This is a genomic window from Archangium sp. Cb G35, from assembly GCF_001896145.1.
GTDB lineage: Bacteria > Myxococcota > Myxococcia > Myxococcales > Myxococcaceae > Archangium > Archangium violaceum.
The window spans coordinates 724,196-738,039 of the sequence record NZ_MPOI01000002.1; the positions used below are offsets into that span (position 1 = coordinate 724,196).

The following is a 13,844-nucleotide window of genomic DNA, read 5'->3' on the forward strand; positions in this document are numbered from 1 at the left end:
AATGAACTCCTGTTCGTTGGGAAGACGTGGAGACGACGAGCGGGGGCACTCTCGTCACCGGCCGCCGTCCGGCACATCCGGCAACGTGCTGATGAGGACTGGCTCGCCACGGAGGGTGTGGACACGTGTCCACACCCCCGCGCTCCGCCTCCGGCCGTGTGTGCGGTACACTCGCCAAGCGATGGACTCCGCGCCACCGTCCGGCCCGTCCGGCCCCTCGCAGCCAGGCTCCCTTCTGTGGAGGGGCGCGCTGCTGGGACGGTATGTCCTGCTGGAGCCCATCGGCCAGGGGGGCATGGGCATCGTCTACGCGGGGTACGATCCCGAGTTGGACCGCCGGGTGGCGCTCAAGTGGCACAGGCCCTCGAACCGGCCGGACGACACCCAGGAGCAGGAACGCCTGCTGCGCGAGGCGCGCGCCATGGCCCGTGTCTCGCACCCGCACGTCGTGCCCATCTTCGACGTGGGGCTGTTCGAGGGCGGTGTCTTCCTCGCCATGGAGCTGGTGGAGGGAGACAACCTGCGCGCCTGGTTGCGGAACGCGCCCCGCTCCCGGCGGGAGATTGTCTCGGTCCTGCTCGAGGCGGGCCGGGGGCTGGCGGCGGCGCACGCGGCCGGTATCGTCCACCGGGATTTCAAGCCAGAGAACGTCATGGTGGAGCGCCACGGCCGGGGGCGGGTGCTCGACTTCGGGCTCGCGCACGAGGCCGCGCCGCTCCAGGCCGCCGCCATCGCGGGCTCGCTGACCGCCACGCCCGGGGTGCTGACCGAGACGGGGCAGGTGCTCGGTACCCCGGCCTATCTCGCGCCGGAGCGGCTCGCGGGACACCCCGCGGACGCGCGCTCGGACCAGTTCTCCTTCTGTCTGACGCTGGCCGAGGCGCTCACCGGCCACCTCCCGTTCACCTTCGAGCAGCTCCAGGCCCTGGCCCGGGGGCAGGAGGTGAGCCCCCGGCTCGAGGGGCTCACCGGAATGCCCGCCGCGTGGCGCCGTGCGCTGCTCATCGGCCTGAGCGCCAGGCCCGCCCAGCGGCACGCGGATCTGCCAACGTTGCTCTCCTTGCTCGAGGGCCAGCCACGTGTGCGGCGAATGGCCATGGCCGGGGCGGGGCTGCTCGCGCTGGCGGCGGTGGGTCTGTCGCTCCACCTGGGCCGCGAGCCCCCGTGTGAGGGGGCCCGGGAGCAGCTCGAACGTGTGTGGAACGCGCGTGCCGCCACAGCCATGGAGCAGGCCTTCACGCGCTCCGCCAGCCACCTGGCGCCAGGGGCCTTCCAGGCCGCGCGCACGCGCATGGATGAGTGGGCCCGGCTCTGGGTGGAGGCGCGCACCGAGGCGTGCCGGGCCACCCACGTGCGCCACGAGCAGTCCCCTGAGACGTTGGCGCTCAAGCTCGCCTGTCTCGATGGCCGCCTGGACTCGCTGTCGACGGTGGTCCGGCTGCTCCAGCATGCGGACGAGGAGTGGGTGAGCCATGCGGCCCAGGTGGTCGACGGCATGGAGCGGGTGCAAGGGTGTAACGACGTGGGCCTGCTGCGCCGGCAGGAGGCTGGCGACGATGCGCGCCTGCCCGGTGTGCGCCGCCGCCTCGATGAGGTGCGGGCGCTGGTGGCCGCGGGAAAATATGGCCCGGCCCTCACCGCCGCCGAGGCGGCGATGGAGGAGGCGCGCGGCCTGTCGTTGCCATGGCTCAGCGCCGAGGCGCGGCTGCTCGAAGGCGTGGCCGCCCTCAAGGCCGGCGAGGCTGACGCGTCCCGGCGCCTGCTCGAGGCCCGATGGCTGGCCGAGGCCGCCGGCCTGGACCAGCGCTCCGCCGAGGCGGCGCTCCAGCTCGGTGTGCTGCACCTGGGGCGCCAGGACCGGGAGCGCGCGGAGGAGTGGTTGGGGCACACGCGCGCCTCCCTCACCCGGATGGGCGGGGATGGGCGCCTGGAGTGGCAGCTCCTCGGTCAGCAGGCGCTGCTCGAGGCCATCAACGAGCGCCGGGACAAGGCGGCCGAGCTGTCGTTGCAGGCGGTGCGGCTGGCGGAGCGGATCCTCGGGCCGGACCACCTGGAGGTCAGCGACGCCCTGCTGCGCGCGGCCGCGTACCACGCCGTCAGCCGGGAGGGGGTCGAACACGGCATCGCGCTCGCGCAGCGGGCATTGACCCTGCGCCTGAGCGCGCTGGGTCCGTTCCACCCACGAGTCGCCGAGGCCCACGAGGTGCTGGCGCAGCTCGCGCGGCACCGCTACGACCATGCCCGGGAGCTCCAGGTCCAGCAGGAGGTGCTCGCCCTGCGGACCCGCACGCTCCCTTCGTCCCACCCCGCCCTCGCGCGCACCCACTGGGGCCTGGCCATGGCTCATGTATTGCGCGGAGACGACGTGAGTGCCGTCATTCACTACCGCGAGGCGCTCGCGGGGATGGAGTCCGCCTACGGGGCCATCAGTCAAAAGGTGGGGGTGCTCAAGCTCAGCCTGGCGATGTCCGAGCGGCGCGTGGGGCGGCTCGGCTCCTCGCTCGCGCTCGCGAGGGAGGGCATCGCCATCCTGAGGCAGGTCCAGGGGCAGGACACGCCCTATCTCACCCTCGAGTCGAGCGGCCTGGCCGACATGCTCGCCGCGAGCGGGCAGCGCGCCGAGGCACGGCGGCTCTACCTCTCGGCGATCGAAACCAAGGAGCGCGTCGAGCCGTCCTCCGCCAAGCTCGCGCCTCCGCTGCTGGGACTGGCGCGGCTGGAGCTCGCGGAAGGTCACCCCGAGCAGGCCCTGGTGCATGCGAAACGGGCGCTCGAGCTGCAGTCGGCGTCTTTCCCCCCGCCGAACCCGAATCTGCTCGAGGCCCTCGAGCTGGTGGGCCAGGCCTGGCTGCGCCTGGGGCAGGTGCGGGAGGCCCAGGCCGTGCTGGCCCAGGCCGAGCGGGCCGCGGAGGAGTGGTTGCCCGAGGGTCACCCGCTCCGCCTGCGGGTGCTCTGGATGACCGTCGCCATCCGTCAGGCCGAGGGCCGGCGGGAGGAGGCCATCCAGGCCGCCCGCGCGGGGCTCGCGCTCGCCCAGGCGCTCCCAGGGGCGCCGCTGTCGGTGGCGGACGCGCAGTGGGTGCTGGCGTCGGCCCTGGGAGAACGGGATGCGTCCGCGCGGGAGGTGGGACGCCAGGCCTTGGTGTTCTTCTCACGTGCGGGCGAGCGCGCTCGCGTGCAGGAGGCTCCGTCATGGCTTCGAGGCCGGTGAGCCCCGGTTTCTGGCGGGGCCGCTTCTTCCTGCACACGCGGCTGGGCGCCGGTGGCATGGGGGAGGTGTGGCTGGCGCGTGAGGGCCGGGGCCGTGGATGTGGCGCCACGGTCGTCATCAAACAGCTGCTGCCCCACCTGGCCCGGGATGCGCGCTACGTGGAGCTCCTGCGGCGCGAGGCGGCCTTCACCGCGACGCTCCATCATCCGCACATCGTGCGGGTCCTCGGGCTGGAGGAGGTGGATGGCACGTTGCTGCTGGTGATGGAGCACGTCCCCGGCTGCACGCTCCAGCAGCTGGCCGAGGCCGCGCGCCTCGCGGGAGAGGCGCTCCCGCCCGCGCTGGGCGCCTTCGTGCTCTCGTGCGTCTGTGAGGCGCTCGAGTACGCCTATGCGCGGAGCGCACACGGCGAGGGGGGGAGGGTGATGATTCACGGGGACATCTCCCCCAGCAACCTCCTGCTGACGCCCGAGGGCGGCGTCAAGGTGCTGGACTTCGGCCTGTCCCGGCCCGAGGGGGAGTGCGCCCCGCTGGCGGCCACGCGTCCCTTCGCCGCTCCCGAGTTGCTCGCCTCGGGCCCGGTGGATCGCCGCGCGGATGTGTTCGCGCTGGGGGCGGTGCTGCTGGCGCTCCTGGAGCACCCCTCCCGTGCCCCGGAACTGTGGGCGCTGGGCCGGCGGGCGAGCGCGTCACGGCCTCACCTGCGGCCGGCCTCCGCGGCGGACTTCCAGGGGGAACTGGAGACATTCCTGGCCCGGGAGCCCTTCGGGCCCAGGCAGCTCGGGCGGTTGTGGCGGCGGCTGGCCTCGCCCCGGACGGAGCCCGAGACGGGCGCGAGCACGACGGGCGTGTTGGAGCGCGGCGCGGGTGGCTCAGCCCACGTCGAGGCCGAGCCGGCGAATCAACCGGTGAAGCCAGGTCCGGTCGATGCCCGCGGCGCGCGCCGCCGCTGAGACGTTGTTCTGGTGCCGCAGCAGCAGGGCGATCACGTACTCGCGCTCGAAGCGTTGGAGCACCTTCTCGCGCGCCTGCTTGTAGGGGAGCAGCAGCGGCTCATCCCGCTCGGCCACCTCGAAGCGCAGCTCGCTCCTGCCGAGGTGGACGGAGACGCCCGGCCCGGCGTCCATGGACTCGAAGCGCCGGCCCTTGAAGAACGTCCCGTTGCGAGAGCCGTTGTCGGTGACGCGTACCCGGTTCCCCAGGACTTCAATCACCAGGTGACACCGGGACACGGTGGAGTCCTTCAGCACCAGCTCGTTGCCGGCCTGCTTCCCCACACGGTACGTCCCCCGCTCCAGGAGCAGCTCCTCGCCCGTGCTGGGTCCCGAGACGACCACCAGCTTGAGACCCATCGTGGCGGGCGCGTCGTTCGGGTCGAGCGGATCGGTCCTCGAGGTGTTCACCAGGGCCCGATGGTATCAAACTCGTAGGCCAACAGCCGACGACCCGGAACTGGTCCACGCGAGCTGTGTTGAGATCGTTTCGGCTCACATCTTCTTCTCGCCCGTGTTGGCGCTCTGGCCGCTGAAGATCGCGCCGTAGTCGATGACGAGGCTGATCTGCCCCAGCCACTGGCCCTGCGCGAACATCAGATCGTTGTTGTTGACCTGGACCTCCTTGCCCCACCCGGCCATCGCGGTCAGCGAGCCGTAGCTGAAGACGGGCAGGGTCCAGCTGAGGTACGCGCCGTAGTCGAGCGGCACCCAGAATCCGTTCCGGAACGGCTGCGACTTCGCCATCAGGGCCAGGCTCATGATGTCGAAGCCCGCGGTGGCCCGGAGCGCCAGTCCTCCCGCCCAATACGGCGCGATCATGAAGCCGAGGTTGATCGGCAGCCGGAGGTAGATGTCGTCGGAGCCGGGGACGGACGCCTCCGAGTAGAAGCCGACCGCGGGCCGGGTGCCACCGCCGAAGTACAGCCCCGGCAGCAGGAACTCGTCCCAGCCGGAGAGCATCAGGCCCGCCTCACCGAAGCTCGGGACCTGTCCCTCCGCGCCCGGCTGGAAGCCGCGGTACTCGTTCACCGTGCTCCACTTCACGAAGACACCGCACGGGTAGCCGCCGAACTCCCCGGGCGCCGTCACGCGATACTTGTAGGTGAGGATGCCGAACTCGCGGTTTCGCTCCGCCTGCTTGCGCCGCCCCTCGGCGGAGGCCATCGCGTCACCCGCCGTCATCAGCGAGGCACATACCGCGCCGGTCGAGTCGAGCAGTGCGACCTCATGCGTGTCCGCCTTGACGCTTCGCTGGGAGAAGTCGAAGGGCTGGCCCTCGGGGTTCTCGTCGGGATCGATGTTGGCGGCCTCCGCCGACATGGCGCCGCGGCTGTAGACGATGTGGCTGCAGCCGCTCAGCGCGACGCAGAGGACGACGGTCAGCGGGAGGACACGACGGGACAGCGGAGTCATGACGAGCTCCTGGGGAAAGACGGGGCTGTGAAGGGGATCAGGGAGTGGTGCGCGCCGGCATCAGCGACTCGATGCTGACGACGGCATTGACGCCGAAGCGCGTGGAGAAGCCGCCGCGGAACGGGAGATCCAGCCAGAGCGGGGAGCCGTAGACGAAGTCACCCACCACGGTGAGCGGCTTCCAGGGCGTCGTCCACGCCGCCTCGAGGCCGCCGTACCAGGACAGCCGTGGGGAACCCAGAATCGCCCCCAGCAGCGGTGACACCAGTCCGACGTGCAGCTTCCCGGTCAGGCCGACGTTGCCCGGGAGCCGCACGCCGACCTTTCCGTTCGCGAAGACGTCCAGTCCGAGGTAGTCGTGCTCGAAGCCGATTCCCGCCTGCTCATCGAGGGACCAGCTCTCCAGCAGCATCGAGGCGCCGACGGACGCCATCACCGGCAGCCCCTCCGGGTCCCACACGAGCGGCTCTCCACCAATGTCGAAGGCCATGTAGTTCCCGCGCTCGAACCGGGAGCCCCCCGCTCCGGTGAACGTCGTGCTCGCCGGGCCGAGGCCCAGCCGCAGATCCGCGGTGATTCGCGGGCCCGGGAGGATCTCGTAGGGCTTGTAGGAGTACTCGACGACGTCGCCGTTCTTCGCGCCCGACGCGATGGCCTGATCGATTGCCGCGTCGCGCGCCGCCGACTGGCGTCCGATGTTCACCAGCCCCGCGAGCAGGATGCCGCTCGTGTCCACCAGCCGGAACTGGTGGTACATGCGGGTGTAGTCGACCTGGCGCGTGTACTCGAGCGGCGAGGTGTCCGGCGAGGTGTCCACCCGCGCCGCCGCCACTCCGGTACCGTACCCGACGCTGACGCAGCCAGAGGAGAGCACGCCAACGGCGACGAGCAGCGCCAGCGCACGCTTCGAGTCCACACGTGCGGCCGCCATGTCAGTTCACCGTGTAGACGGAGGCCTGGTTCGCGGCGACGTGGAGCTTTCCGCGGACCTCCGCGGAGCCGCTGCCAATCGCGATGCTCCAGCACCCGGGCGAGACGGTGAACTCGTACGTATTTCCGTCCTCGATGCCCGTACGCGCGGGGAGCCGGTTCAGGCCGTAGGTGGAGCTGTCACAGTCGGACAGCAGCACCGCGCCGAGCGTGTAGCCGCTCTTGTTGTTGATGATGAGCTTGCCGGTCGGTCCGTTCGGCTCACGGATGAGGGGACCGCCCTCGATGTACGACATGATCGCACCGCAGCCGGTGCTGACGACGGACAGCGCGAGGACGGCACCCAGGACGAGTCGCTTGAGCGAAGTTTCAGGCATGCGACAGATGTACCGCCGCATGGATCCATGCCGCTATTGCATGGGCATGTTAGGCCGAAATGTAGGTGTGGGTAGCCACGCCGACACCCGAGTCCCCTGGGACGACGACTCCACCTGCGTGGTGCCGCCCACGCTCTCCACCCGCACCCGGAAGTTCTTGAGGCCGCCCTCGCTCCGTTCGAGCGCGCCGTCGGCGAGTCCCCGGCCGTCGTCCTCGACCAGGAAACGGATGCCGTCCGGCTCGCAGCGGAGCGTGACGCGGATCCGCCGGGGCTGCGCGTGGCGGGCGGCGTTGTGCACCAGCTCCTGAACAGCGCGCACCAGGTCGAGCGCCACCTGACCATCGAACTCCACGCGCGGGTCGGCGGCGGAAGCCTCCACCACCACGTCGCGATCGCCGCCGAGCTCACGGCACCGCTGGGCGAGCCGCGCCACCACGTCCTCCCAGGGGCGCGCTGGCGCACGCAACGCCCAGACCACGGTGCGCAGCTCGTCCATGCCGGAGCGGAGCCGCTCGAGCAGCTCCTCCACGTCGCCCTGCACGGGGGACCCCTCGAGCCGCTGGTGGAGCATGCGCGCCGTCCAGGTGAGGCTGGCCAGCTCGGTCCCGAGCCCGTCGTGAAGGTCGCGCGAGATGCGGTGACGCTCCTCGCGCAGGCGCAGCTCGGCCAGCTCGGCGCGGAGGCGGTCCCGCTCGTTGCGCGCCTCGGTGAGGCCGACGAACAGCCCCCGGAGCACGGTGGCCGCGACCACCACCACACCGCCGATGACCGCGGAGATCGCCGCCTTCGCGGGCTCCCCCTGGAGGAGGAACAGCAGCGCGAGCACCTGGGGTGGGATCACGAAGGCCAGGCCATCGATGATGCGTCCGCTGGGATCCACGGCGATGCTCAGGCTCAGGCAGACGAGGAGCAGCCAGAACGGGCTGAGTGGGTTCCCCGAGGCCCACACCAGGGACAGCAGCGTGAGCGCGGTGGTCCACGTTTCGAGGACACACAGCCGCCAGTAGGAGGGCGTGGCCCCCCGGCGCCAGAACACCACCGCCGCGGCGAGCGAGACGAGCGCGAACACCCCCATGGCCAGCGCGGTGTCGCGGAGCGTGACCTCGAGCCGCGCGGAGACGCCGGGGATGAGTGGCACCAGCGCCACCGCCAGCGCGCCCGCCATCAGCACCGCCACCGAGCCAGGCGAGCGCAGCTTGCGGTGCGACTCCACCAACGGGCCGCTGGAGGGCGGACTGCCAACGAGGAGGCTCAGCTTCATGGGACGAAGATGCCCAACCGGACGGCTGCGCTCACCGCCTCGGCCTTGGAGCTCACCGCGAGCTTGCGGTACACGCTGCGGACGTGCGCCTGGATCGTGCTCAGGCTCACCGCCATCCGTGCCGCCGCCGCCTCATAGCTGGCGCCGTGGCAGAGCAGCACGAGCAACTCGCGCTCGCGCGCGGTGAGCGGCTCCTGCTGGACCACTTGCGGAGCCCAGAAGCGCCGGACCACCCTCCGGGCCACCGCCGGTGTCATCGGCGCGCCACCCGCGACGGCCTCGCGGATGGAGCGGAGGAGGACCTCCGAGGTGGAGTCCTTCAGCAGGTATCCCTGTGCTCCGGCCTGCAGCGCGGGGAACAGGTGCGCGTCGTCGTCGAAGATGGTGAAGACGAGGCCGACGGCGGTGGGGTGCGTCGTCCTCAGCTCCGCCAGCACTTCCACGCCGGAGCGATCCGGGAGGCCGAGATCCACCAGCGCACAGTCCACCGGCTTCTGGCGCTGAAGCCAGGAGATCGCCTCGCCTCCGCGAGAGAAGGCACCGGCGATGCGCATTCCGGACTCGGGTGCCTCAAGCGCCTGCCGGACCGATGCGAGCAGGTTGGAGTCGTCTTCCACGACGACGACGTTGAGCATCTATGCAATTTACAGCGAGCGCCTTGGATCGTGACACTCCGAGACAACCTCCTCCGCTCGCCTGGAAGTAACGCGGTGCGTCGTGCATTGATGGGAGGGCTCAACCCATCCGGCGCATGTCACGCCGAGCGGCCTCCAGCCGGGCGTACAGGGGACGCACCCACCGCTCCACGGCCTCGCGGGCCGGACCGGCCAACGCCCGCTGCTTCATCGCGGAATCGTCCTCGAAGGGAAGGACGGGGTTCTTGGCATCCCTCCCCATGGCCTCGCGCATCACCGCGAGCTCCTCCCCCGAAAGCTCCAGGCCGAAGAGCTCCGAGTACAGGGAGGGAATCACCGCGGGAAGCTCGCGGTACTCCACGAGCCGCGCGGGCCCACTGCGGGACTCCCAGGCGCCCAGGGCGGCCTCACAGAGGGAGGCCAGGACGCGGGCCCCATACTCCTCGCGGGGCATGCCGGGGAGCTGCTCCGGGCTCCACCCCAGCAGCGCGGGCTCGAGCACGCCGGGCACCATATGGGCGCCGCTGTGGCGCAGATGCGAGGCCATCACCTCCACGGGGTCCCGGTAGAGGAAGAGCCACGGCACACCCGGGAAGGCGCGCTGAATCAGGGGCCACTGCAGCAGGGCCCACGCATCGAACTTGATGAACAGGTGCCGCTCGGGCGCATGGCGCTTGTGCCCGAGCACGCCCACCATCCCGCGCAACCACGCGATGCGCTGTTCCTCCGTGGGGGTCTCTTCCCCCCAGCGGGCGCGCAGCACCGTGTCCACGGGTGCCGGCTCGGAGAGCATGACGTTGCGAGGCAAGGCCGCCAGCGTCTGCGCCAGCAGGGTCGAGCCACAGCGCGACATGTGGAAGATGAGGCCCGTGGGGGGCAGCCCGGGGTTCCGGGCCTCCAGCTCGGCCAGCTCGTCGAGTGACGTCTGGTGGCGGAACAACCAGTTGAAGGGGTAGCGGAGCCGCCGTTGAATCGTGTCGTCGAAGAAGGGCTCGGTGAAGCGCTGGCCGCCCAGATGGCACCACTCCACGACGAACCCGCCCTCGCGCGCGTGGACGCGGACGGGAAACCACTCGGCCAGCAGCGTCGCCTCCATCGTCATGGCCATCGCTCGAACCAGGCGCGGCGAGCCTCCTGCCAGACGGCCCGCACCTCCTCGGAGGTGAAGTGACAGCCCCGCTCCCCGCCCAACCTCACGACGAGCTCCAGAAAGGCCGCCGATTCCTGTACGTCCCGGAGCCGTGCCTGCAACTCCGGCTCTCGCAGGACGAGGGCACGAAAGCGCTCGAACGCCTCACGCGGCATTGGCGGCCTCCCGCACCGCGCGCGCGAAGAGCGCCCGCAGCCAGTCATCGAGCACGCAGTCCAGCACCAGGTGGATACGGTCCACCTCCCCGGTGTTCTCCACCCGGTGCGGCTGGTTGACGTTCAGGTACCAGCACTCGCCCTCGCCCATGAGGACGCGCTGGCCGGACAGGAAGAAGCCCACGCCCTCATGGGTCACCACGGGGATGTGGAGCCGGACTTCACCGTCCTCGTAACCGAGCTGGTAGTCGCGGTGCTCGCGGATGCGGGCCCCGGCGGCCAGCTTGAGGAACCGGGCCGATTCGATCCGGCAGGCGAAGGCGGACAGCACTTCGCGGACCCCGGGGCAGCGCTCCAGCACGGGCGTATCCGCGTAGGGCTCGTTCGCGACGGGGTCCGGGTACAACCGCCCGGCGACACCTCCCACCGCACGCAACGCCACGCCACTCCACTCGCCCTCGTAGGTGCGGGTGTTGAAGTGGGCAACCCATTCCTCCGGGGCTAGGCGCCCCAAGTCCTCCCGCAGGCGCCGCGCATCGAAGCGCAGCGGCAACCGCAGGCTGTCCGGCACGGCGTCCCTCGAGTCCATCGTCCCCATCATGCCTCCTCCCACCTCCTGGAGGCTTCCGGAAACATTGCCGTGCGCTATTGGCGGAATGCCAATAAAATGGACCCATGAGTCTTCCGGTGCGTGCCGCGGTGCTGCAGGTGGTGAACGGTCCCTTCGCCATCGACGAGGTCGAGCTCGAGCCGCCGCGGACGGGCGAGCTGCGGGTGAGGGTGACGGCGAGCGGCATCTGCCACACAGACCTCACCTACCGGGCGGGCGCGGGCCGCTTCCCGTTCCCCGCCGTGCTCGGCCACGAAGGCGCGGGCGTGGTGGAGGCCGTGGGGGAGGGCGTGACGGACTTCGTGCCCGGCGACGCGGTGGTGCTCAGCTACTTCTCGTGCCGCGCATGTGGCACGTGCACCCGCCGCCATCCCGCGTACTGCGAGCACGGGTACGCGGGGAACTTCTCCGGTGCGAGGCCCGATGGCTCCTTCCCCATGCGGTGGCGGGGGGAGCCGATCCGCTCCAGCTTCTTCCACCAGTCCTCGTTCGCCACGCACATCCTGGCGCACCAGCACAACGCGGTGAAGGTCGACGCGTCCGCGCCGCTCGAGCTGCTCGCGCCGCTGGGCTGCGGGTTCCAGACCGGCGCGGGCGCGGTGCTCGAGGCGTTCCGGCTCGAAGATGGGCAGCAGCTCGCGGTGTACGGAGCGGGCTCCGTGGGCCTCGCGGCCATCATGGCGGCGCGAGTCGCCGGCGCGGCCCGCATCATCGCCGTGGACCTCAGCGCGGAGCGGCTCGAGCTGGCACGCGAACTGGGCGCCACCGACACCTTCCTGGCGGACGAGCCCGAGCTCACGAAGACGATTCTGAAGCGAACCCGGGGCGGTGTGGACTTCGCGCTGGAATGCGTGGGCTCGCCCCAGGTGCTGCGTCAGGCGTTCGACGTGACGCGTCCCCTGGGCACCTGCGCGTTGCTCGGCCTGCCTGGGCGTGGCGCGGAAGTCTCGCTCCCGATGAGCGCGCTCCTCTCCGGGAAGAAGCTGGTGGGCATCCTGGAGGGGAATGCCGACCCGAAGACCTTCATTCCGCGTCTGGTCTCCCTGCACGCGGAAGGGCGGTTCCCCATCGAGAAGCTGAGCCGCCCCTACGCCTTCGAGGCCATCAACGACGCGGTTCACGACATGGAGACGCGCACGGCAATCAAGCCAGTGCTGCACATGCACGGAGGAAGGACGCCATGACCTTCGACGAAGCGGTGAAAGCAGGACGCATCCACATCGAAGCGGCGCTCGCGTTGTTCGACAGCCTGCCCACGGTGGAGCTCGCCTTCATGCACGGCAGGTGGAAGGGCAGCGAGCTCCAGACGGGGCACGCGATGGACGGAATGCTCAGCGCGACCGGCTGGTACGGCAAGCAGTTCATCGACGCCGAGAGCGTGCACCCGCTGCTGTTCTTCACGGAGGACCGCGCGTCGGTGTTCCCGGTGGACCCACGCAAGTGGCCGTCGCCGGAGATTCAAGGCTTCGTGGGCCCGCACCGGGCCAGGGTGGAGACCGGGAAGTTCAAGGCGCGGCTGCGCATGACGGAGTTCCGCGGGAAGCTCAGCGCGACGATGATCTACGATGACTGGCCCACCCTCGACGTGTTCCGGAAGGTCGACGCGGACACGGTGCTCGGCGCGATGGACTCGCGAGGAATGGCGGCGCCGTACTTCTTCGTACTGCGCCGCGATTCCGGCGGTTTCACAAGAAGCGCTTGAGGAGGCCGAGCTTCCCGCCATAGGGCGGGTAGCGAAGCTTCATGTCGAGCGTGAAGGGCCGCTTCACCACGCTTTTCTTGTGGCTGAAGGCATCGAAGCTGGCCTGGCCGTGGTAGCCGCCGATGCCCGACTCGCCCACTCCTCCGAAAGGAAGCCCCTCGACGGCGAAGTGGACGCACACGTCGTTGGCGACCGCTCCGCCGCTCGAGGTCTCCGTGAGGACGCGCTCGTTCACCGACGCGTCACGCGCGAAGCTGTAGAGGGCGAGCGGCTTCGGACGGGCGCGCACGAAGCGGATGGCGTCGTCGATGCTCGGGCAGTCGACGATCGGGAGGAGGGGACCGAAGATCTCCTCCTGCATCAGCGGACTCGACAGCGGTGCATCGGTGATGACGGTGGGCGCGAAGAAGCGGCTGGGTGCGTCGCGCTCGCCGCCGAAGGCGATCCGGCCGTCGGCCGCGAGCGCGGCGATGCGCTCGTAGTGGCGATGGCTGACGATGCGGCCATAGTCGCCGCTCGTGCTCACATCGGCACCGTAGAAGCTTCTGACGGCCTTCTGGACCAGATCGACGAAGCGGCCCTTGAGCTCGGGTGGAATGAGCACGTAGTCCGGCGCCACGCAGGTCTGTCCGGCGTTGACGTACTTGCCCCAGGCGATGCGCCGCGCGGTGACCTCGAGGTCCGCGCTTCTGTCGACGATGCAGGGGCTCTTTCCACCCAGCTCGAGAACGGTGGGGGTGAGGTGCCGGGCAGCGGCTTCGGCCACCACCCGGCCCACCTGGGTTCCACCGGTGAAGAAGATGAGGTCCCAGCGCTCCGCGAGGAGCGCCTGGCTCGCCTCCACGCCCCCCTCGACGACGGAGACGACTTCCTCCGGGAAGGCCTCGCCCAGCATCTGCTTGAGTACCCCCGAGGTGGCGGGTGACAGCTCGCTGGGTTTCAACACGGCCGTGCAGCCCGCGGCGAGTGCCCCGATGAGCGGCGCCATCGACAACTGGTAGGGGTAGTTCCAGGGCGAGATGATGAGCGTCACGCCGAGCGGATCCGCGTATTGGTAGGCCCGCGCTGGCTGGATGATGAGGGGCGCGGACCCCCGCCGAGGCTCCATCCACGCCTTCACGTTCTTGAGCGCGTTCTTGATCTCTCCGTAGATGCTCCCGACCTCGGTGAGGTAGGCCTCCTCCGGGCTCTTCGAGAGATCCGCCTTGAGGGCGGCGAGAATCTCCGCCTCGTACTTGCGCGCCACTCGTTGGAGCGCCAGCAACCGCTCCCGCCGCCATTGGAGCGGGAGCGTGACGCGGGTCTCGAAGTAGGCACGCTGTTTTTCGACGAGCGCCTTCGTGTTGGGCGAAGGCGGAACGGCGGCGAGGTTGCTGGCACTCCGAGCCATGGGACTTTTCCTT

General features: G+C 70.3%; 14 protein-coding genes. 4 read left to right on the forward strand and 10 right to left on the reverse strand.

Features of this window, described 5'->3' with window-relative positions; all coding sequences use genetic code 11:
• Positions 1–181: 181 nt before the first annotated feature.
• Both BO221_RS09430 and BO221_RS09435 read left to right on the forward strand, forming a co-directional pair.
• Entirely contained in the window at positions 182–3,211 is a 3,030-nt protein-coding gene (locus BO221_RS09430; RefSeq protein ID WP_073560042.1) for a serine/threonine-protein kinase, read from the forward strand.
• On the forward strand, positions 3,193–4,164 hold the full coding sequence (locus BO221_RS09435; protein ID WP_073560043.1) for a serine/threonine-protein kinase: 972 nt from the start codon (positions 3,193–3,195) through the stop codon (positions 4,162–4,164). Before BO221_RS09430 ends, BO221_RS09435 begins: the two co-directional genes overlap by 19 nt.
• On the opposite strand, the gene BO221_RS09440 is transcribed toward BO221_RS09435, so the two are convergent.
• The 9 genes from BO221_RS09440 to BO221_RS09480 all read right to left on the reverse strand — a co-directional run bounded on the left by BO221_RS09440 (position 4,084) and on the right by BO221_RS09480 (position 10,730).
• The gene (locus tag BO221_RS09440) at positions 4,084–4,614 is read right to left on the reverse strand and encodes an FHA domain-containing protein (protein ID WP_073560044.1); all 531 of its coding nucleotides are present in this window, start codon (positions 4,612–4,614) and stop codon (positions 4,084–4,086) included. The genes BO221_RS09435 and BO221_RS09440 overlap by 81 nt on opposite strands.
• A gap of 84 nt (positions 4,615–4,698) precedes the next feature.
• A complete protein-coding gene (locus BO221_RS09445) occupies positions 4,699–5,619 on the reverse strand; it encodes a hypothetical protein (protein ID WP_073560045.1) in 921 nt (306 codons plus the stop codon).
• Positions 5,620–5,656: 37 nt separating this feature from the next.
• Positions 5,657–6,550 carry a hypothetical protein gene (locus tag BO221_RS09450; protein ID WP_073560046.1) on the reverse strand — a complete coding sequence of 298 codons (894 nt, stop codon included), beginning with the start codon at positions 6,548–6,550 and terminating at the stop codon, positions 5,657–5,659.
• A gap of 1 nt (position 6,551) precedes the next feature.
• Positions 6,552–6,926 (reverse strand): hypothetical protein, encoded by a 375-nt coding sequence (locus BO221_RS09455; RefSeq protein ID WP_143195346.1) that lies wholly within the window; start codon positions 6,924–6,926, stop codon positions 6,552–6,554.
• Positions 6,927–6,959: 33 nt separating this feature from the next.
• On the reverse strand, positions 6,960–8,189 hold the full coding sequence (locus BO221_RS09460) for a sensor histidine kinase (protein WP_073560048.1): 1,230 nt from the start codon (positions 8,187–8,189) through the stop codon (positions 6,960–6,962).
• Positions 8,186–8,824: a response regulator transcription factor gene (locus BO221_RS09465; protein ID WP_073560049.1), complete on the reverse strand. Its 639-nt coding sequence runs from the start codon at positions 8,822–8,824 to the stop codon at positions 8,186–8,188. The genes BO221_RS09460 and BO221_RS09465 overlap by 4 nt, the downstream gene beginning before the upstream one ends.
• Before the next feature lie 100 nt (positions 8,825–8,924).
• Positions 8,925–9,926 carry a sulfotransferase family protein gene (locus BO221_RS09470; protein ID WP_073560289.1) on the reverse strand — a complete coding sequence of 334 codons (1,002 nt, stop codon included), beginning with the start codon at positions 9,924–9,926 and terminating at the stop codon, positions 8,925–8,927.
• The gene (locus BO221_RS09475) at positions 9,923–10,129 is read right to left on the reverse strand and encodes a Nif11-like leader peptide family natural product precursor (protein ID WP_073560050.1); all 207 of its coding nucleotides are present in this window, start codon (positions 10,127–10,129) and stop codon (positions 9,923–9,925) included. Before BO221_RS09475 ends, BO221_RS09470 begins: the two co-directional genes overlap by 4 nt.
• Positions 10,119–10,730, reverse strand: a complete 612-nt coding sequence (locus BO221_RS09480) for an aspartyl/asparaginyl beta-hydroxylase domain-containing protein (RefSeq protein WP_233165832.1) — start codon at positions 10,728–10,730, stop codon at positions 10,119–10,121. The genes BO221_RS09475 and BO221_RS09480 overlap by 11 nt, the downstream gene beginning before the upstream one ends.
• Positions 10,731–10,804: 74 nt before the next feature.
• Here BO221_RS09480 and BO221_RS09485 point away from each other — a divergent pair, with 74 nt between their 5' ends.
• Together BO221_RS09485 and BO221_RS09490 are read left to right on the forward strand one after the other, a co-directional pair.
• The gene (locus BO221_RS09485) at positions 10,805–11,923 is read left to right on the forward strand and encodes an NAD(P)-dependent alcohol dehydrogenase (protein ID WP_073560051.1); all 1,119 of its coding nucleotides are present in this window, start codon (positions 10,805–10,807) and stop codon (positions 11,921–11,923) included.
• Positions 11,920–12,441 carry a DUF4334 domain-containing protein gene (locus BO221_RS09490; RefSeq protein ID WP_073560052.1) on the forward strand — a complete coding sequence of 174 codons (522 nt, stop codon included), beginning with the start codon at positions 11,920–11,922 and terminating at the stop codon, positions 12,439–12,441. The genes BO221_RS09485 and BO221_RS09490 overlap by 4 nt, the downstream gene beginning before the upstream one ends.
• Here the strand turns inward: BO221_RS09490 and BO221_RS09495 are convergent.
• A complete protein-coding gene (locus BO221_RS09495; RefSeq protein WP_073560053.1) occupies positions 12,425–13,831 on the reverse strand; it encodes an aldehyde dehydrogenase family protein in 1,407 nt (468 codons plus the stop codon). The two genes, BO221_RS09490 and BO221_RS09495, sit on opposite strands and share 17 nt — an antisense overlap.
• Between the last annotated feature and the right edge of the window lie 13 nt (positions 13,832–13,844).